This is a genomic window from Streptomyces sp. NPDC006655, assembly GCF_040703965.1.
Lineage (GTDB): Bacteria > Actinomycetota > Actinomycetes > Streptomycetales > Streptomycetaceae > Streptomyces.
In genome coordinates this window covers 26,263-43,673 of the sequence record NZ_JBEYJU010000077.1, presented here as the reverse complement: position 1 = coordinate 43,673, position 17,411 = coordinate 26,263, and the positions used below count along the sequence as shown (strand labels likewise).

The window sequence follows — 17,411 nt, the reverse complement described above, 5'->3', positions numbered from 1 at the left end:
CGACCGCACCGCCCCCGACACGGGCGGACGGCACGCGCGCGACCGCACCGCCCCCCCGACACGCCCGTACGGCATGCGAAAAGCCCCGGACCTTGAGTCCGGGGCCCTCCGCCGTGTCCGGGTCGCCCGCTCAGCCGCACTGGCAGGGGCCGCCCGACTGGCAGCCGCAGCCGCAGCCCGAGCCGCACCCGCAGGCGCCGATGACCAGCAGGTTCTTGATCTCGGCGGGTTGGTCGGTGTCGCGTTCCTGCGTGGGGTCGGGCGTGGTGCTGGGGGATTCGGCCATGGATCCCTCCTAGAGGTCCCTAGATTCCCTGGCCCCTGGATTCCCCAGAGGCAGGGCGTGGTGCCCTTGCCCATTTCATGCCCGTTCCGCTGGGCGCATCAACGGCGCACAGTGGCGCTCGCACGCCTGCCCCGCACCGCGCGAGCCCCGCCCACCGAGGCGGTCACGCCCCCTCGGCGCCCGTCATGCCCCCTCGGTGCCCGTCACCGGCTGGATGTCGGGCTGCAGATCGTCCGCGTGCTCGCCGGTGACCAGGAAGACGACGCGCTTGGCGACGGCGACCGCGTGGTCGGCGTACCGCTCGTAGTAGCGGCCGAGCAGCGTCACGTCGACGGCCGTCTCGATGCCGTGCTTCCAGCGGTCGTCCAGCAGGTGCGAGAAGAGCGTGCGGTGCAGCAGGTCCATCTCGTCGTCGTCCTGCTCCAGCTGGAGCGCCAGGTCGACGTCCTTGGTGACGATGACCTCGGCGGCCTTGGCCATCAGGCGCTGCGCGAGCTGGCCCATCTCCAGGATGGTGGCTTCCAGGTCCCGCGGGACCGCGCGGTCCGGGAAGCGCAGCCGGGCCAGCTTCGCCACGTGCTGGGCGAGGTCGCCGGAGCGCTCCAGGTCGGCGGACATCCGCAGCGAGGTGACGACGATCCGCAGGTCGGTCGCGACCGGCTGCTGGCGGGCGAGCAGGGCTATCGCACGCGCCTCCAGGTCGTGGTGGAGCTCGTCCACCTTCTGGTCGGCCTCGATGACGCTCTCGGCCAGCTTCAGGTCGCCGTCGAGGATCGCCGTCGTGGCGCGCCCGATGGCCGAGCCGACCAGCCTGGCCATGTCGACCAGGCTGTCGCCGATCGAGTCGAGTTCCTCGTGGTACGCGTCCCGCATCAGGGTTCCCTCTCGTGCGTGTGTTCCAGGGGTTCCGGGGGCCGGGGCCCGGTGGCCGAAACCAGCTGCGAACCCCACGCTCCCACGTTCCGGTCTCAACGCGACCGTTTCTGCCACCCCAAATGAACCAATACTGGCTCCAAGGTGAACTCTGGGCGACGAGTGTTCGAGGTCGCACGTCCATGGCTGTGGGGATGTCGTACCCCCTGCTTAACCTGTTTGCATGGACGTGAACGCGGCGGTCGCCGCAGCGGCAGCGATCGCCGGGGTACTCACCGGTGTCATCGCCATGCTGGCGTTCCGCTGGAGCGAACGCGACCAGAAGCGACCGACCAGGACTTCTCTGCACACCGACCCCGTACTGCCGCCCGGCGTGGACACCGTGCTGAGCGTGCTGCGCTCCTCGGCGGTCGTCCTGGACGAGGCCGACACCGTCGTCAAGGCGAGCTCGGCGGCGTACGCCCTCGGACTCGTGCGCGGTGGCAAACTCGCCGTCGAGCCGATGCTCGGGATGGCCAGGGACACCCGCCGGGACGGCGAGATACGACAGGTGGAGCTGGACCTGCCCCGACGCGGCACCGGCCGCGGTGAGGCCCTCGCGGTCTCCGCCCGGGTGGCGCCGCTCGGCTCCCGGCTCGTGCTGCTGCTCGTCGAGGACCTCACCGAGGCCCGCCGCATCGAGGCGGTACGACGTGATTTCGTGGCGAACGTGAGCCATGAGCTCAAGACCCCGGTCGGCGCGCTCTCCCTGCTCTCCGAGGCCGTCATGGACGCCTCGGACGATCCGGAGGCCGTGCAGCGCTTCGCCGGTCGCATGCAGATCGAGGCCACGCGCCTGACCAACCTGGTCCAGGAGCTCATCGACCTGTCGAGAGTGCAGAACGACGATCCGCTGGAGGACGCCGAGCCCGTCCGCGTGGACGAACTCGTCGCCGAGGCGATCGACCGGTGCCGCCACCAGGCCGGCACCAAGCAGATCACCATGGCCGCCGGCGGCACCGCCGACCTGCACGTCTGGGGCAACCGCGGTCAGCTCGCCGCCGCGCTGGGCAACCTGGTCGAGAACGCCGTCAACTACTCCCCGGCCCGCACCCGGGTCGGGATAGCCGCCCGCCGGGTCAACGCGCCCGGCGGCGACATGATCGAGCTCGCCGTGACCGACCAGGGCATCGGCATCACCGACAAGGACAAGGAGCGCATCTTCGAGCGCTTCTACCGCGTCGACCCGGCCCGTTCCCGGGCCACCGGTGGCACCGGCCTCGGCCTCGCCATCGTCAAGCACGTGGCCGCCTCGCACGGCGGGGAGGTCACGGTGTGGAGCGCCGAGAACCAGGGCTCCACGTTCACCCTCCGGCTGCCGGAGGCGGGCGCGGTACGCGACCGCGCGTCGCAGCACCCCGACCCCGACCTCGACGACGAGGCCGGCACCACCGAGTCATCCCCGTACGAACCGCTTCCCGCCCCGGAGGTCCTTCCGTGACCCGTGTGCTCGTCGTCGAGGACGAGGAGTCCTTCTCCGACGCCCTGTCGTACATGCTCCGCAAGGAGGGCTTCGAGGTCGCCGTGGCGGCCACCGGGCCCGACGGACTCGACGAGTTCGAGCGCAACGGCGCCGACCTCGTCCTCCTCGACCTGATGCTGCCGGGGCTGCCCGGTACCGAGGTCTGCCGCCAGCTGCGCGGCCGCTCCAACGTCCCCGTCATCATGGTGACGGCCAAGGACAGTGAGATCGACAAGGTCGTCGGGCTCGAAATAGGAGCCGACGACTACGTCACCAAGCCCTTCTCCTCCCGCGAGCTGGTCGCCCGCATCCGGGCCGTCCTGCGCCGCCGCGGTGAGCCGGAGGAGGTCACCCCGGCCGCCCTCGAAGCGGGCCCGGTCCGGATGGACGTCGACCGCCACGTGGTCACCGTCTCCGGCTCCAAGGTCGACCTCCCCCTCAAGGAGTTCGACCTCCTGGAGATGCTGCTGCGCAACGCGGGCCGCGTCCTGACCCGCATGCAGCTCATCGACCGGGTGTGGGGCGCCGACTACGTGGGCGACACCAAGACCCTCGACGTCCACGTCAAGCGCCTGCGCGCGAAGATCGAGCCGGACCCGGGCGCGCCGCGGTACCTGGTGACGGTCCGGGGGCTCGGGTACAAGTTCGAGCCGTAGACCGCTGATCCGGTCCTACGGTGAAGGGCGGCACCCCGCTGGGGGCCGCCCTTCAGACGTTCTCGTACGACCGCTCAGCCGGCGTTCGCCGACGCCGACGCCGAGTCGCTCGGGTTGGCCGAGGCGCTCCCCGACGCCTTGCCCTTGCCCGGCTTGGCGCTCTCGCTCGCCTTGCTGCCCGCGGCCGGGGAGCCGGAGGCGGACGTCGAGGCCGAGGCCGACGCGGAGGGCGACGGGACCGAGCTCGGGCCCCAGCCGGTGAAGTAGCTCTCCGCGGGCACCACGAACGCCCGCAGGCTCACGTCACCGGTCTTGCTGAAGGTGAACGTGATCTTCTGGGCGTTGCCGTCCTTGATCGCCTCACGGCTGCTGGGCAGCACCGCGGAGGCGTTGTCCTTGCCGCCCAGGATCAGCCGGCCGCCGCCCGGGATGGTCAGCGGCTGCGACTTGGTGGCGTGCAGCTCGGCGGTCTTGTCGGTGCCGGCGACGACGATCGACTGGAGCGTCTCGGGCTGGGTGCCGGTGTTGAAGATGGTCGCGGAGACCACGGCGGGGCCGGTCGACGTGAGGTCGGGCTGGGTGATCACGGTCGCGTTCTGGACCTTGATGTCGCCGACGCTGGTCGCGGCGTTGTCCGGCTTGATCTCCAGGGTCTGGGAGTCGTTGCCGGCACCGCACGCGGCGAGCGAGGCGACGGAGAAGGCGATGGCGGAGGCGGCGAGGGCGCCGCGTCGAAGGCTGCTGCTCACGGCGGCGGCATCTCCTTGAACGCGCGGGCGACTCCCTTATAAAGCCACCCTAAGTGTCTGTCAGCGGCCTTAGGTTACCGAGCCGTTCCGGCGCGGCCGCACCCGACCCTCCCCAAGCCCCCGTCCTTCCCTCCACGAGGGGGTACCCCGGGTGCCGCACGTGGCTCCCCGGCCACTTTGCCGCGACGCTCGTCAGGCATTCACATAACTCGTCCGCAACACGCGGCGCAAAATCTACGTGAAGGAATGCGTGACCACCGGGGAAATCGATCACGTACCGTTCGGTCGGACGCGGGTGATCAATTTCTGAAACGCCTCGGATCCGGCGCGGGTGACCGAACGGAGTAGCGGAAGTCGTACGCTTGGAAGCGGACATTTGTGGACGTTAAGCCACTTGAGGAGCTGTCCGGACGTGTGTAACGTACGCGTTTCTCTTTGCCCGGAGAGCCGCTCCGACCTGCGAATACCTGCCTCCGGGAGGCCCGCGCAGCACGTTCCTGTTGCTGTTGTCAAGCCCCGAGATATGCCCTGACCTGCGAAAACGCCATTCAGAACCGCCGGTTTCCGTGTTACCCTGGATAGCCACGGAAGGGGTACCTGTCACATGACGTTCAAGGTTGGCGACACCGTGGTCTATCCCCATCACGGGGCCGCGCTGATCGAGGCTATCGAAACTCGCCAGATCAAAGGCGTGGACAAGACCTACTTGGTGCTGAAGGTCGCCCAGGGTGACCTGACGGTACGTGTGCCAGCGGACAATGCGGAGTTCGTCGGCGTGCGTGATGTGGTCGGTCAGGACGGGCTGGACCGGGTCTTCGAGGTGCTGCGCGCGCCGTACGCCGAGGAGCCCACGAACTGGTCCCGTCGATACAAGGCAAACCTGGAGAAGCTCGCCTCCGGCGACGTCATCAAGGTCGCGGAAGTCGTGCGTGACCTGTGGCGTCGTGAGCGCGAGCGCGGACTCTCCGCAGGTGAGAAGCGCATGCTCGCCAAGGCACGCCAGATCCTGGTGAGCGAGCTCGCCCTCGCGGAGAACACGAACGAGGACAAGGCCGAGGCCCTGCTCGACGAGGTGCTCGCGTCCTGACGCGGTCCGGCTCGGCACGCTGAAACGCTGAACTCCGCACACTGAAATGCCGCGGTGCCCGATGACAATCAACTGTCGCCGGGCGCTGCGGCATGTCTGTGCCCGGCACCCGTCCTGCGGACACGGCACCCACCGTACGCGACGCTCACTCGGAAACCCGCCCTGAGACCCACCCCGGCGGGGACCCCCGATACTAGGCGTGCCGGGCCCGGGCTGCTGGCTCGACCAGTGTCACGGAAGGGTCCGGTCAAGGCGTCGCGCCCGGCACTTCCCAGGCCATACCCACGCCAGGCCCGCACACAAACCTGACAGGAACCGATGTCTGACGATTCGCGTCCTCCGCGTCCGGAACCGCTGACGGAACGGCCGGCGGAACCGCGCACCGCACTGCGCACGGCAGCCGTGATTCCCGCCGCCGGCCGGGGCGTACGGCTCGGTCCGGGCGCCCCGAAGGCGCTCCGCGCGCTGAACGGCACCCCCATGCTCGTCCACGCCGTGCGCGCGCTGGCCGCCTCCCGCGCCGTCTCCCTGGTCGTGGTCGTGGCACCGCCCGACGGCGCCCCCGAGGTCAAGTCCCTGCTGGACGCGCACGCGCTTCCCGACCGCACCGACTTCCTCGTGGTCCCCGGCGGCGAGTCCCGCCAGGAGTCGGTGAAGCTCGGCCTCGACGCGCTGCCCCCCGACTACGACATCGTCCTCGTCCACGACGCGGCGCGTCCCCTCGTCCCCGTCGACACGGTCGACTCGGTCGTCCAGGCGGTCCGTGACGGCGCCCGGGCCGTGGTCCCCGCCCTTCCCCTGGCCGACACGGTCAAGGAGGTCGAGCCGGCGGCCGTACCCGGCGACCCCGAGCCCGTCGTCGCCACCCCGCGCCGCGACCGCCTGCGCGCGGTCCAGACGCCCCAGGGCTTCGACCGCGCGACGCTGGTCCGCGCCCACGAGACGGTCACCGACGACGTCACCGACGACGCGAGCATGGTCGAGCGGCTCGGCGAGCAGGTCGTGGTCGTCCCCGGCCACGAGGAGGCCTTCAAGGTCACCCGCCCCCTCGACCTGGTGCTCGCGGAAGCGGTCCTGGCCCGCAGGAGGCTGAACGATGGGTTCTGAGGTGATCCTCCCCCGGGTGGGCATCGGCACCGACATCCACGCCTTCGAGGAGGGCCGCGAGCTGTGGTGCGCCGGGCTGAAGTGGGAGGGCGAGGGCCCGGGACTCGCCGGGCACTCCGACGCGGACGTCGTCGCGCACGCCGCGTGCAACGCGCTGTTCTCGGCGGCCGGGCTCGGGGACCTGGGACAGCACTTCGGCACGGGGCGCCCGCAGTGGTCGGGCGCGTCCGGGGTGACCCTGCTGACGGAGGCGGCCCGGATCGTCCGCGCCGCCGGATTCGTGATCGGGAACGTCGCCGTGCAGGTGGTAGGGCCGCGCCCGAAGATCGGAAAGCGGCGCGACGAGGCGGAGAAGATCCTTTCGGCCGCGGCGGGGGCTCCGGTCTCGGTGTCGGGTGCCACGACGGACGGGCTCGGATTTCCTGGCCGGGGAGAGGGCCTGATGGCGGTGGCTACGGCGTTGGTCGTCAAAAACGGCTGACCGGTCTCACCCGGGGGGCGCGGGGAACTGCGTGCCCGGTTCGCACTGCTCCGCACACGACCGCGGCGCTTCCCATACCGGTGCCGCGCACCGCCCTCCGCCCACTACCCTTGGTCCCGTGACTATTCGCCTGTACGACACCAACGCCCGGCAGATCCGTGACTTCGCCCCGCTCGTCGCGGGCTGTGTCTCGATCTACCTCTGTGGTGCCACCGTGCAGGCGGCGCCCCACATCGGCCACATCCGCTCGGGCCTGAACTTCGACATCATGCGCCGCTGGTTCGAATACCGCGGCTACGACGTGACGTTCATCCGCAACGTCACCGACATCGACGACAAGATCATCACCAAGTCCGCCGACCAGGGCCGCCCCTGGTGGGCGATCGGCTACGAGAACGAGCGCGCGTTCAACGACGGTTACGCCGCGCTCGGCTGCCTCCCGCCGACGTACGAGCCCCGCGCGACCGGGCACGTACCGGAGATGATCGAGATGATGCGCGGTCTGATCGAGCGCGGACACGCCTACGAGGCCGACGGCAACGTCTACTTCGACGTCCGCTCCTACCCGGACTACCTCCAGCTCTCCAACCAGGAGCTGGACAGCCTGCGCCAGCCCAGCGGCGAGGGCGAGACCGGCAAGCGGGACCAGCGGGACTTCGCGCTCTGGAAGGCCGTCAAACCGGGCGAGCCCAGCTGGGAGACGCCGTGGGGCCGCGGCCGTCCCGGCTGGCACCTGGAGTGCTCGGCGATGGCCCACAAGTACCTCGGCGAGGCCTTCGACATCCACGGCGGCGGCCTCGACCTGATCTTCCCGCACCACGAGAACGAGATCGCCCAGGCCAAGGCGTTCGGCGACGACTTCGCCCAGTACTGGGTGCACAACGCCTGGGTCACCATGAGCGGCGAGAAGATGTCGAAGTCCCTCGGCAACTCGGTGCTCGTCTCCGAGATGGTGAAGCACTGGCGCCCGATCGTGCTCCGCTACTACCTGGGCACCCCGCACTACCGCTCGATGATCGAGTACAGCGAGGAGTCGCTGCGCGAGGCCGAGTCGGCGTTCGCGCGGATCGAGGGCTTCGTGCAGCGCGTGGTGGAGCTGGCCGGGGGAGCGGTCGAGCCCTCGGCGGAGGTCCCGCCGGCGTTCGCCGAGGCGATGGACGACGACCTGGGCGTCCCGCAGGCGCTCGCCGTCGTGCACACCACGGTCCGCCAGGGCAACAGCGCGCTGGCCGCCGACGACAAGGAAGCGGCCGTCGCCCGCCTCGCCGAGGTCCGCGCGATGCTCGGCGTGCTCGGCCTCGACCCGCTGGCCGCGCACTGGGCCGGCGGGACGGAGAAGGGCGAGGACCTGCACGGGGTCGTGGACGCCCTCGTACGACTCGTCCTCGACCAGCGCGAGTCCGCCCGCGGCCGCAAGGACTGGGCGACCGCCGACGCCATCCGCGACCAGCTGAACCAGTCCGGTCTCGCGATCGAGGACAGCCCCTCGGGCCCGCGCTGGACCCTCAGGTCCTAGGGCCCCAGCCGCCCCGATCTGAAGATCAACTGTGCCGCCCGGCCCCCCGGGCGGCACACTGCATAAGACGCACGTACGAAACGAAGCTCACGGAGACGGGTAACTCATGGCAGCCAACAACCGCCGCATGTCCGGCAAGAAGGGCGCGCAGGTCGGCAGTGGCGGCCAGCGGCGCCGGGGCCTGGAGGGCAAGGGCCCGACCCCGCCCGCCGAAATGCGCAAGGGCCACAAGAAGAACCGCATCGCCACCGCCAAGGCCAAGCAGGCCCAGCGCCGTCCGGTCGCGCGCGGCCGGGGCGGCAAGGGCACGTCCGAGATGGTCGTCGGCCGCAACCCGGTCGTCGAGGCGCTGCGCGAGGGCGTCCCGGCGTCCACCCTCTACGTCCAGCAGTTCATCGACAACGACGAGCGGGTCCGCGAGGCCCTCCAGCTCGTCGCCGAGCGCGGTGGCATCAACCTCATGGAGGCCCCGCGCCCCGAGCTGGACCGCATGACGAACGGCCTCAACCACCAGGGCCTGGTCCTCCAGGTCCCGCCGTACGAGTACGCGCACCCCGAGGACCTCGCGAACGCGGCCGCCGACGAGGGCGAGGACCCGCTGATCGTCGCCCTCGACGGGGTCACCGACCCGCGCAACCTCGGCGCGGTCGTCCGGTCCGTCTCCGCGTTCGGCGGCCACGGCGTGGTCGTGCCCGAGCGCCGCGCGGCCGGTATGACGGCGGGCGCCTGGAAGACGTCGGCCGGCACGGCGGCCCGTACGCCCGTCGCCCGCGCCACCAACCTGACCCGGGCGCTGGAGTCGTACAAGAAGGCCGGGATCGTGGTCGTCGGCCTCGCCGCCGACGGCGAGCACGAGGTCGGCGACCTGGAGGCCCTGTCCGGCCCGGTCGTCATCGTCGTGGGCAGCGAGGGCAAGGGCCTGTCGCGGCTGGTCGGCGAGACCTGCGACTTCCGGGTGCGGATCCCGATGCCGGGCGGCGCGGAGTCGCTGAACGCCGGTGTGGCGGCGGGAATCGTGCTGTACGAGGCGGCACGGCAGCGGAGCTGACCACAGTACGAGGCGACCCGGCGCCGGGACGGAACAAACGTACGGAACCTCACCCGTGCGGGGTAATTCCGGCGTCGAGGACATCCTTGACGGGGTCCGGACACATCCGGCGGGTCAAAGCAGTGTCCTAACTCCACGTCACTCGGTTAGATGAGTGTGGACACCAGAACACCCCGCACTCCCACGGGGGACCGCTCGCCGGGATTCCGCTCCGGATTCGCCTCCGGGCCCGACGACGCTCCCGCGCTGAGCATGGTGAAGGTGCCGAGCGATCCGGCGCAGGTCATCGTCAACCACGCGAGTTTCCGCGTGCAGTTGGGCGCATCGACCCGGCGTACCCAATCCCCCCGGGTCGCACGGCACCTGAGCGCCACCCAGGACACCGCGCGCATCCCGGTCTCCGGCCCGGCGGGCAGAGCGGGCGCGGCACCCGGCCGGCGCCGCCCGGTCGTCTGGAGCGGCAAGTCCGCGCCCGACGACACCGGCGCCCACCGGCTGCTCCAGGCCGTCCGGGGCGGCAGCGTCCGGCACGCCGAGGAACCCCTCGAACCGGCCGGCGCGACCCAGGTCATCCCGCGCGTCGACGACGGCTACGGCGCACTCGACCAGACCGTCGAGACACCGCTGGTCGGCCACCCCCGCTCCCCGGCCTCCGGCGAGAACCGGCTGCTCCCCGACATGCCGCCGGTGGGCAGCGCCTACGACGAACCGGGCTACCACGGGTCGGGCTACGGCGACCACGGCTACGGCGACCACGGCTACGGCGACGACCGGTTCGAGGACTTCGGCGAGCCGGCGTCGGCCAGGCGGACCGGCGAAGGCGACCCCGCCCGGCACGCCTACTACCCCGGCCGCCGGATGAACCTCGGCGTCGTCCTGCTCCCGCTCCGGATCTTCCTCGGCTTCATCTCCGTCTACGCCGGCATGGGCAAGCTGTGCGACCCCGTCTACTTCGACGGCGGCAAGCGCGGCTCCATGGTCAAGTGGCTCGACTCCCTGCACCCCTGGGAAGTCGCCGAGCCACTGCGCCAGTTCGCCCTCCAGCACCCGGTCGGCTCCGGCCTCGTCATCGCCTTCCTCCAGGTGATCGTCGGCGTGCTGACCGTCCTCGGCTGCTGGCAGCGGGTCGCCGCGGTCGTCGGCGCACTGCTCTCCGCCGCGCTCATCGTCACCGTCAGCTGGAAGACGGTCCCCGCGTACGACGCCCCCGACATCATCTACCTCGCCGCCTGGTCGCCGCTGATCATCGCCGGCGCCCCCGTCTACTCGGTGGACGGCCGTCTCGCGGGCAGCGCCTGGCGCCGCCTCGGCCCGCACTCCGACATCTGGGACCTGCGCGCCTTCGTGCTCCGCCGGGGCGCCCTGATCACCGCCGTCACCATCGGCCTCACCCTCCTCGTCGGCTCCCTGCTCGGCGGCGCGGTCCGCGACTCCAGCCGCGTCATCGTCCCCGGCCCCGGCGAAGCCCCCCGCAACAACCTCCCCGGCTCCCCGCTCCCCGGCGAGTCGACCAAGCGCCACCCCGAGAAGACCCCCTCGGCCGCCACGGCTCCCTCCGGCGGCGCCACGGCGGGCCCGTCCCGGTCGGCATCCACCCCGGGCGCGACCCACAGCACCGGGACCACCACCACGACCCCCAGCCAGACCCAGGGCACCACGGGCCAGGCCCCGCCCCGCCACACGGCTCCGGCCCCGACCACCGCGGGCCCGACCTCGGGCGGCACCGCCACCGGCGGCACGTCCTCCTCCGGAGGCACCGGCACCACCACCGGCACCACCACCGGCGGCGGCACCTCCACAGGCCAACCTGGCCTGGTGGGCGGCCTGCTGGGCTGACCGGCAACCAGCAGACGGAGGGGGCCCACGCCTACGGCGTGGGCCCCCTCCGTCTTGAGAAGCGGGAGTACAGGCGCCCCCAAGGGGCGCTGGGGGTACCCCCGGCCGAAGGCTGGGGGAGGAACTGCGCGACAAGCCCCCACCCGCCCGCAGCCGGCGAACGACCGAAACCGGCCCTTCGGCCTACCGCCCCAGCGCGGCCAACTCCTTCGCCGCCTCCGTCAGATCCTTCGCGGTGTCGATCGCCCGCCAGTACGCCCCCTGCGGAATCGGGAACCCGGCCAGCTGCCGGCTCCGCGCCAGATGCGGGAACGTGGTCCGCTCATGGTCCCCCCGCTCCGGCAGCATCCCGGCGAACGCGGGCGAGAACACGTACACACCCGCGTTGATCTCGAACGTCGACGGCGGCGCCTCGATGAAGTCGGTGATGTGCCCGAAGCCGTCCGTCTTCACCGCACCCCACGGGATCCGCGGCCGGGCGAGCGCCAGCGTCGCCACCGCGTCCCGCTCCGTGTGGAAGTCGGCCATGTCGCGCAGCGAGAACCGCGTCCAGATGTCGCCGTTCGTGGCGTACCAGGGCCGGTCGGGGTGGGGAAGGTGCGCGGCGGCGTACTTGAGGCCGCCACCGCGGCCCAGCGGCTCGTTCTCCACCACCGTGGTGACGGAGAGCGGCAGGTCGGCCGTCGCCAGCCACTTCTGCAACACCTCGGCGAGGTGGCCGCAGGAGACCACCACGTCCGTGACGCCCTCCTCGGCGAGCCACGTCAACTGGTGGCCGATGATCGGCGTGCCCGTACCGGGGATCTCGACCATCGGCTTGGGCCGGTCATCGGTGTACGGACGAAGCCGTGAGCCCTGGCCACCGGCCAGGACCACGGCTTGAGTGGGGCGCAACGCGGCGTTCGGATGGGTCATGCCCCGAACTGTACGACGCGCCCCGGGGGCGGCCGACCGCCGCCCGGGGGCCCTTAAGGAGCCGTTACCTCCCTTACCTGCCGGCGCTCAGCTGTGCGCGGCCAGGACGCCGGACGCGAAGGAGGTGTCACAGACCGGGCGGGCGTACGACTGGGCGCGCGACGCGCCGTAGATGCGCACGGCGGCCCGGCCCAGCGCGCGGGCGATGGACGCGCAGTGCTCGGCCAGCGACGGACGACCGTTGACCGCCTGCTGGAGGTGGGTCAGGACCTGGCCGGGGTTCTTGTCCTGGAGCTCGGTCATCAGCTGGTCGCGCAGCACGTCCTGCGGGGCCTGGACGGTGGCCTTGCGGGAGAGGTTCGCGTCGGTCACGTCGGTCGCGGTGAGCACCGAGCTCCGCGGGCTTCCCGTCCAGTTGACGCGGGTGACGGCGAGAGTCCCGGAGAGCACCAGGACGACGGGCAGGACGAGGGCGAGTGTGCGGCCGATCCGGCGGGCAGGGCCGCCCCGATGGCCACGTCGCGTCTGAGGGGTGGTGGAGTGCTTCACGCGTGTGAGGGTAGCGTGCGGTAATGATTTGGCGACATTTAGTCACCGGTTCGGGGGACGAGGAAGTGCTTTGTTCTGGGTAAGGGGTTGACGCACGCTGCTCGAAAACCACCCGCTTGCCGGGGTAAATCGGGCAACGGAAAGGGCCCCGCAGCAGGCTGCGGGGCCCTCGACGTCAACCTGGGTGGATTCACCCTGGTCAGAGGTTTGTCACGGTGACGAGCGCTCAGTCGGAGAGACGCTCACCCGTGGAGGTCGAGAACACGTGGGTCTCGCCCGGACGCGGCACGACGTGCAGCGTGGCGCCCTTCTCCGGTACCGCGCGGCCGCTGACGCGGACGACCAGGTCCTTGAGCTCGTCGCCGACCTTGGCGCTGCCGTAGACGTAGCCGTCGGCGCCGAGCTCCTCGACGACGTTCACGGAGACCGCGAGGCCGGCCGGGGCGTCCTCGGTGTCCTTCGACAGCGCGGAGGCGGCCTCGCCGTTGTGCTCGACGACGTCGAAGTGCTCGGGGCGGACGCCGACGGTGACCGTGCGGTCGCCCTTGTCGGAGGCGGCCTTGAGCGCCTCGCGGTTGACCGGCACCACGCTGTTGCCGAACTTCACGCCGCCGTCGGTGATCGGGACCTCGACCAGGTTCATGGCGGGGGAGCCGATGAAGCCGGCGACGAAGAGGTTGGCGGGCCGGTCGTACATGTTCCTGGGCGAGTCGACCTGCTGGAGCAGGCCGTCCTTGAGGACCGCCACGCGGTCGCCCATCGTCATGGCCTCGACCTGGTCGTGGGTGACGTAGACCGTGGTGATGCCGAGGCGGCGCTGCAGCGACGCGATCTGCGTACGGGTCGAGACGCGGAGCTTGGCGTCCAGGTTGGACAGCGGCTCGTCCATGAGGAAGACCTGCGGCTCACGCACGATGGCACGGCCCATCGCGACACGCTGGCGCTGACCACCGGACAGGGCCTTCGGCTTCCGGTCCAGGTACTCGGTCAGGTCGAGGATCTTCGCGGCCTCCTCGACCTTCTGCCGGATCTCCGCCTTGTTGACGCCGGCGATCTTGAGCGCGAAGCCCATGTTGTCGGCGACGGTCATGTGCGGGTAGAGGGCGTAGTTCTGGAACACCATGGCGATGTCCCGGTCCTTCGGCGGCAGGTGCGTGACGTCGCGGTCGCCGATGCGGATGGCGCCGCCGTTGACGTCCTCGAGCCCCGCGAGCATCCGGAGCGAGGTGGACTTGCCGCAGCCCGACGGGCCGACCAGGACGAGGAACTCGCCGTCCTCGATCGCGATGTCGAGGCCGTCGACGGCGGGCTTGGTGGACCCCGGGTAGATCCGGGTCGCCTTGTCGAACGTGACAGTGGCCATGGCTCAGAGGCCCCCTTCTACCGGCAGGAACGTGCCGGACGATCCGTTGTAGGAAGGTGGTGTAGTCCACGAGGGTGAACTGGATCGAGACGGTACCCGGCGTTCACCCTGTATGTCAGTACCCGGAGCCCTGTGAACTTCGCGGAAATTTTCGACAGGCCCCGTCCGGGACCTGGGTACACTGCACTGGCACTCACCGCCACGCGCGTGTGCACGCCTCCTTAGCTCAGCTGGCCAGAGCAACGCACTTGTAATGCGTAGGTCGTCGGTTCGAATCCGACAGGGGGCTCCAGCAGAACAGGCAGGCCGCCGAGGAGGGGCACTGCGGGGGCGTCAGGCGCTTTGCCGGGTGTCCGCGTGGAGGCGGTCCGCCAGGCGGGCGTAGTCGCCCCGGAAGAAGACCAGTGGGCGGTGGTCGCCGGCGACCGCCAGGTCGAGTACGCGGCCCAGGACGAACAGGTGGTCGCCGGCCGGGACGACGTCCGCCACCGCGCACTCGATCCACGCGGCGGCGCCGTCCAGCACCGGTGCGCCCGTGACTCCCGGGTGCCAGCCGAACTCGCCGAACTTGTCGCCCCCGCTGGTCGCGAACACCGTCGACAGCTCCGCCTGATGCTCGGAGAGCACGTTGGCCACGAAGGTCCCGGCTCGTTCGATGCGCGGCCAACTGGTGGAGGACAGGCTCGGGAAGAAGCCGACCATCGGTGGGTCGAGCGACACCGAGGCGAAGGAGCCGACGGTCAGACCGACCGGCTCTTCCCCGTCCATCGCCGAGACGGCCACCACCCCGGTCGGGAAATGTCCGAGTACCCGACGGAAGTGCGCCGAGTCGAAGGTCGAGGCATCCGCATGCGTTGCCATTGCTCTCCGATCACTCATGAGGAAATCGTATGAGCGGAGCGGTGGTCGTTCATGTTGGTGCTGCCAATATGACGTCTGCGAACTGGTTCGACGCAGGTACTCGGTGAATCATCGTCGACATGTCGGGACGGTTCACGCCGAGTTCGGGTTTCTCTCGCCCTCCATGGAGCGTCGTCGGAATGCGGAAGAGAGACCTCGTTTCCCGCCACGGCCTGATTCGCTTCGTGAAAGGAACGCTCACTCCATGCGCGCTGTCGGACTCGAACAGTACGGCGGACCCGATGTGCTGAGGGTCTTCGACCGTCCGCTCCCGGTCCCCGGCCCGGGGCAGGTCCGCATCAGGGTCGTCGCCGCCGCGGTCAACCCCACCGATCTGCTGTTGCGTTCGGGAGAGTTGGCCGCCGCCGCGGCCCGGCTCGAGCCTCCGTACACGCCGGGCATGGATGCCTCCGGAGTCGTCGACGCGGTGGGTGCCGACGTCGATCTGGGGATCGGTGAGCCGGTCATGGCGTTCGTCAACCCCTTCCAGGCCGCGGGCGGAGCGCAGGCCGAGTACGTCGTGGTGCCCCGCGACCAGGTCGTCGCCGCCCCCCGGGGTCTCGACCTCCGCGAGGTCGCCGGTCTGCCCATGAACGGGCTCACCGCGCATCTCGCCCTCTCCCTCCTCGGGCTGCCGGAAGGCGCGACGCTGGCCGTGACGGGGGCACCGGGGGCGCTGGGCGGGTACACGGTGCAACTGGCCAAGCACCGCGGGCTTCGGGTGGTCGTCGACGCGGCCGAGCGCGACCGTGATCTGGTCCGTGGGCTCGGCGCCGACGTGGTCGTGGAGCGGGCCGCCGTCCCGGCCCGGCTCGTCGACGCCTATCGCGCGGCGCTGCCGGAGGGGGCCGACGCGGTCGTCGACGCGGCCGTCCTCGGCGCCCCCGCGCTGGGCATCGTGCGCGACGGCGGCAAGCTCGCCAAGTGCCGTCCGTACGAACTCGCCGGGGAGCGCGGCATCACCGTCCTGTCGGTGCAGGTGCCGGGGCATCCCGACAAGCGTGCGGCCCTGGAGGAGCTGGCAGGCCTGGCGGAGAAGGGCGTGCTGACCCTGCGCACCGCCGAGGTGCTCGCCCCGGAGCAGGCTCCTGAGGCGCACCGGCGGCTGGAGGCCGGCGGCGTGCGTGGGCGCCTGATCCTCGCCTTCTGACGGCTCGGTCCGAGCGACGGCTCGGAGTGGGTGGGTCGGCGGGCCGGGTGGGTCGGCGGGCCGGGCGGGTCGGCGGGCCGGGTCGGGTGGTCACCCGTTCCCGGGCCACTCGGACTGATTCTTCGCGTGTGAAGGGTGGACTGCATGAGGGCCGGCGGCATCGTTCGGGATCAGGAGAAGGCCGGGGACACCAGAGACGTCGACAGGGAGCGGCGCGCGGCACTGCGCCACTTTCTCCGTTCGCGCCGGGCACGGCTCTCTCCCGGCGATGTCGGACTGACGGCGGGCGGGCGCCGGAACACACCGGGTCTGCGCCGCGAGGAGGTCGCGGTGCTGGCCGGAGTGAGCGCCTCCTGGTACACGTGGCTGGAACAGGGCAGGGCGATCAAGGTCTCCCAGGACGTGCTCGACTCCGTCAGCAAGGCGCTGAACCTGGACCGCACCGAGCGCGCGCACCTGTATCTGCTGGCCGGGGTCAATCCGCCGGCCGCCAGCCAGGAGGTGACCCCGGAGGAGGTGTCCCGGCTCCGGCTCGCCGTGGAGGCGTGGCAGCCGGCCCCGGCCTTCGTGGTCGACCGGTACTGGAACGTCCTGGTGAGCAACGCGCCCGCGCGCACCGTGCTCGGTGTGCAGGAGGGGGACTGCAACTACCTGTGGTCGTTCTTCACGGATGCCCGCAGCCGGAGCCGCTACCCGCACTGGCTGGACGTGGCAGGCCGGCTCGTGGGCCAGTTCCGCGTCCAGGCCGTGCGCTTCCTCGACGATCCGCGCTTCGAGCTCATGGCCGGGAGGCTGTGCTCGGCCAGCGCGGACTTCGAGCGGCTGTGGGCACGGCACGAGACCCGGGACACGGGCATGGCGACCGTGGAGGTCCGGTCCGCTCCCGGCCGCAGGACCGCGTTCCACCATGTCGTGCTGGGGCTGCATCAGAGGTCCGAGCCGCTGCTCATGCTCTACATGCCCGTCCCGGAGTGAGGGGACCCGGCATGCCCGTCCCGGAGTGAGGGGGACCGGCGCCGGCTACCGGTTCACCTCGCGGCGGGCCGCCTCGATGATCGCGTCGAGCAGGCCCGGGAAGGCGCGGTCCAGGTCGTCGCGGCGCAGGGAGTTCAGCTTCACGGTGCCCGCGTAGTGCTGCCGGATGATCCCGGCCCGGCGCAGGATCTTGAAGTGGTGGGTGCTGGTGGACCGGCTCACGGTGAAGTCGAAGGTCCCGCACGCCATGTCCTGCTCGGAGTCGGCGAGTTGCCGGACGATCCCGCGCCGCACCGGGTCGGTCAGCGCCTCCAGGACGCCCTGGAGGGTGATGTCCTCGGCGGCGACGTGATCGGTGATGCGCTCAGTGGTCTGTGCGGTCACGTGGCTGGGCCTTCCTGGGTTCCGACTCGGCGACT

Annotated in this window: 18 protein-coding genes and 1 tRNA gene; 11 read left to right on the top strand and 8 right to left on the bottom strand. The window is 71.0% G+C overall.

Annotation, left to right across the window (positions count from 1 at the left end; translation table 11 throughout):
* Positions 1-130: 130 nt before the first annotated feature.
* A complete protein-coding gene (locus AB0958_RS33035) occupies positions 131-286 on the bottom strand; it encodes a hypothetical protein (RefSeq protein ID WP_358974491.1) in 156 nt (51 codons plus the stop codon).
* Positions 287-469: 183 nt separating this feature from the next.
* A complete protein-coding gene (gene phoU, locus AB0958_RS33030; protein WP_366894151.1) occupies positions 470-1,159 on the bottom strand; it encodes a phosphate signaling complex protein PhoU in 690 nt (229 codons plus the stop codon).
* Positions 1,160-1,382: 223 nt separating this feature from the next.
* Here phoU and AB0958_RS33025 point away from each other — a divergent pair, with 223 nt between their 5' ends.
* Complete coding sequence (locus AB0958_RS33025; RefSeq protein ID WP_366894150.1) at positions 1,383-2,639, top strand: ATP-binding protein; 1,257 nt, start codon at positions 1,383-1,385, stop codon at positions 2,637-2,639.
* Positions 2,636-3,316, top strand: a complete 681-nt coding sequence (locus tag AB0958_RS33020; RefSeq protein WP_010358452.1) for a response regulator transcription factor — start codon at positions 2,636-2,638, stop codon at positions 3,314-3,316. Before AB0958_RS33025 ends, AB0958_RS33020 begins: the two co-directional genes overlap by 4 nt.
* 74 nt (positions 3,317-3,390) lie before the next feature.
* On the opposite strand, the gene AB0958_RS33015 is transcribed toward AB0958_RS33020, so the two are convergent.
* Entirely contained in the window at positions 3,391-4,065 is a 675-nt protein-coding gene (locus AB0958_RS33015) for a DUF461 domain-containing protein (RefSeq protein WP_366894149.1), read from the bottom strand.
* Between the two features lie 604 nt (positions 4,066-4,669).
* Between AB0958_RS33015 and AB0958_RS33010 the strand changes: the two genes are divergently transcribed.
* The 6 genes from AB0958_RS33010 to AB0958_RS32985 all read left to right on the top strand — a co-directional run bounded on the left by AB0958_RS33010 (position 4,670) and on the right by AB0958_RS32985 (position 11,140).
* A complete protein-coding gene (locus tag AB0958_RS33010; protein ID WP_003953493.1) occupies positions 4,670-5,152 on the top strand; it encodes a CarD family transcriptional regulator in 483 nt (160 codons plus the stop codon).
* Between the two features lie 318 nt (positions 5,153-5,470).
* Positions 5,471-6,259: a 2-C-methyl-D-erythritol 4-phosphate cytidylyltransferase gene (gene ispD / locus AB0958_RS33005; protein ID WP_366894148.1), complete on the top strand. Its 789-nt coding sequence runs from the start codon at positions 5,471-5,473 to the stop codon at positions 6,257-6,259.
* Positions 6,249-6,740: a 2-C-methyl-D-erythritol 2,4-cyclodiphosphate synthase gene (gene ispF / locus AB0958_RS33000; RefSeq protein WP_366894147.1), complete on the top strand. Its 492-nt coding sequence runs from the start codon at positions 6,249-6,251 to the stop codon at positions 6,738-6,740. Before ispD ends, ispF begins: the two co-directional genes overlap by 11 nt.
* A 118-nt stretch (positions 6,741-6,858) precedes the next feature.
* Positions 6,859-8,256, top strand: coding sequence for a cysteine--tRNA ligase (cysS, locus tag AB0958_RS32995; protein ID WP_366894146.1), 1,398 nt, complete (start codon positions 6,859-6,861; stop codon positions 8,254-8,256).
* Between the two features lie 106 nt (positions 8,257-8,362).
* On the top strand, positions 8,363-9,304 hold the full coding sequence (gene rlmB, locus AB0958_RS32990) for a 23S rRNA (guanosine(2251)-2'-O)-methyltransferase RlmB (RefSeq protein WP_366894145.1): 942 nt from the start codon (positions 8,363-8,365) through the stop codon (positions 9,302-9,304).
* 150 nt (positions 9,305-9,454) lie between these two features.
* On the top strand, positions 9,455-11,140 hold the full coding sequence (locus tag AB0958_RS32985) for a DoxX family protein (RefSeq protein WP_366894144.1): 1,686 nt from the start codon (positions 9,455-9,457) through the stop codon (positions 11,138-11,140).
* 183 nt (positions 11,141-11,323) lie between these two features.
* Here the strand turns inward: AB0958_RS32985 and AB0958_RS32980 are convergent, their stop codons facing one another.
* From AB0958_RS32980 to ugpC, 3 genes are all read right to left on the bottom strand, one after another.
* Positions 11,324-12,055 carry a nucleotidyltransferase family protein gene (locus AB0958_RS32980; protein WP_366894143.1) on the bottom strand — a complete coding sequence of 244 codons (732 nt, stop codon included), beginning with the start codon at positions 12,053-12,055 and terminating at the stop codon, positions 11,324-11,326.
* Positions 12,056-12,142: 87 nt separating this feature from the next.
* A complete protein-coding gene (locus AB0958_RS32975) occupies positions 12,143-12,604 on the bottom strand; it encodes a hypothetical protein (protein ID WP_366894142.1) in 462 nt (153 codons plus the stop codon).
* Between the two features lie 226 nt (positions 12,605-12,830).
* Positions 12,831-13,967, bottom strand: a complete 1,137-nt coding sequence (gene ugpC / locus AB0958_RS32970) for a sn-glycerol-3-phosphate ABC transporter ATP-binding protein UgpC (protein WP_132892032.1) — start codon at positions 13,965-13,967, stop codon at positions 12,831-12,833.
* A 215-nt stretch (positions 13,968-14,182) separates the two neighbouring features.
* Here ugpC and AB0958_RS32965 point away from each other — a divergent pair.
* Positions 14,183-14,259 (top strand) — tRNA-Thr (locus AB0958_RS32965).
* A gap of 41 nt (positions 14,260-14,300) precedes the next feature.
* On the opposite strand, the gene AB0958_RS32960 is transcribed toward AB0958_RS32965, so the two are convergent.
* On the bottom strand, positions 14,301-14,828 hold the full coding sequence (locus tag AB0958_RS32960) for a flavin reductase family protein (RefSeq protein WP_366894141.1): 528 nt from the start codon (positions 14,826-14,828) through the stop codon (positions 14,301-14,303).
* A 244-nt stretch (positions 14,829-15,072) separates the two neighbouring features.
* On the opposite strand from AB0958_RS32960, the gene AB0958_RS32955 reads away from it, so the two are divergent.
* Both AB0958_RS32955 and AB0958_RS32950 read left to right on the top strand, forming a co-directional pair.
* The gene (locus AB0958_RS32955) at positions 15,073-16,017 is read left to right on the top strand and encodes an NADP-dependent oxidoreductase (protein ID WP_366894140.1); all 945 of its coding nucleotides are present in this window, start codon (positions 15,073-15,075) and stop codon (positions 16,015-16,017) included.
* Between the two features lie 144 nt (positions 16,018-16,161).
* On the top strand, positions 16,162-16,992 hold the full coding sequence (locus AB0958_RS32950; RefSeq protein WP_366894139.1) for a helix-turn-helix transcriptional regulator: 831 nt from the start codon (positions 16,162-16,164) through the stop codon (positions 16,990-16,992).
* Positions 16,993-17,037: 45 nt separating this feature from the next.
* Here the strand turns inward: AB0958_RS32950 and AB0958_RS32945 are convergent, their stop codons facing one another.
* Positions 17,038-17,376: a helix-turn-helix transcriptional regulator gene (locus AB0958_RS32945; RefSeq protein ID WP_366894138.1), complete on the bottom strand. Its 339-nt coding sequence runs from the start codon at positions 17,374-17,376 to the stop codon at positions 17,038-17,040.
* Positions 17,377-17,411: the final 35 nt, after the last annotated feature.

What these genes read in the sequence shown, in the direction of transcription:
- AB0958_RS33035 (WP_358974491.1), bottom strand. Translation starts at nt 286, where the DNA reads ATGGCCGAATCCCCCAGCACCACGCCCGACCCCACGCAGGAACGCGAC.
- phoU (WP_366894151.1), bottom strand. Translation starts at nt 1,159, where the DNA reads ATGCGGGACGCGTACCACGAGGAACTCGACTCGATCGGCGACAGCCTG.
- AB0958_RS33025 (WP_366894150.1), top strand. Translation starts at nt 1,383, where the DNA reads ATGGACGTGAACGCGGCGGTCGCCGCAGCGGCAGCGATCGCCGGGGTA.
- AB0958_RS33010 (WP_003953493.1), top strand. Translation starts at nt 4,670, where the DNA reads ATGACGTTCAAGGTTGGCGACACCGTGGTCTATCCCCATCACGGGGCC.
- ispD (WP_366894148.1), top strand. Translation starts at nt 5,471, where the DNA reads ATGTCTGACGATTCGCGTCCTCCGCGTCCGGAACCGCTGACGGAACGG.
- ispF (WP_366894147.1), top strand. Translation starts at nt 6,249, where the DNA reads ATGGGTTCTGAGGTGATCCTCCCCCGGGTGGGCATCGGCACCGACATC.
- rlmB (WP_366894145.1), top strand. Translation starts at nt 8,363, where the DNA reads ATGGCAGCCAACAACCGCCGCATGTCCGGCAAGAAGGGCGCGCAGGTC.
- AB0958_RS32985 (WP_366894144.1), top strand. Translation starts at nt 9,455, where the DNA reads ATGAGTGTGGACACCAGAACACCCCGCACTCCCACGGGGGACCGCTCG.
- AB0958_RS32980 (WP_366894143.1), bottom strand. Translation starts at nt 12,055, where the DNA reads ATGACCCATCCGAACGCCGCGTTGCGCCCCACTCAAGCCGTGGTCCTG.
- ugpC (WP_132892032.1), bottom strand. Translation starts at nt 13,967, where the DNA reads ATGGCCACTGTCACGTTCGACAAGGCGACCCGGATCTACCCGGGGTCC.
- AB0958_RS32960 (WP_366894141.1), bottom strand. Translation starts at nt 14,828, where the DNA reads ATGGCAACGCATGCGGATGCCTCGACCTTCGACTCGGCGCACTTCCGT.
- AB0958_RS32955 (WP_366894140.1), top strand. Translation starts at nt 15,073, where the DNA reads ATGCGCGCTGTCGGACTCGAACAGTACGGCGGACCCGATGTGCTGAGG.
- AB0958_RS32950 (WP_366894139.1), top strand. Translation starts at nt 16,162, where the DNA reads ATGAGGGCCGGCGGCATCGTTCGGGATCAGGAGAAGGCCGGGGACACC.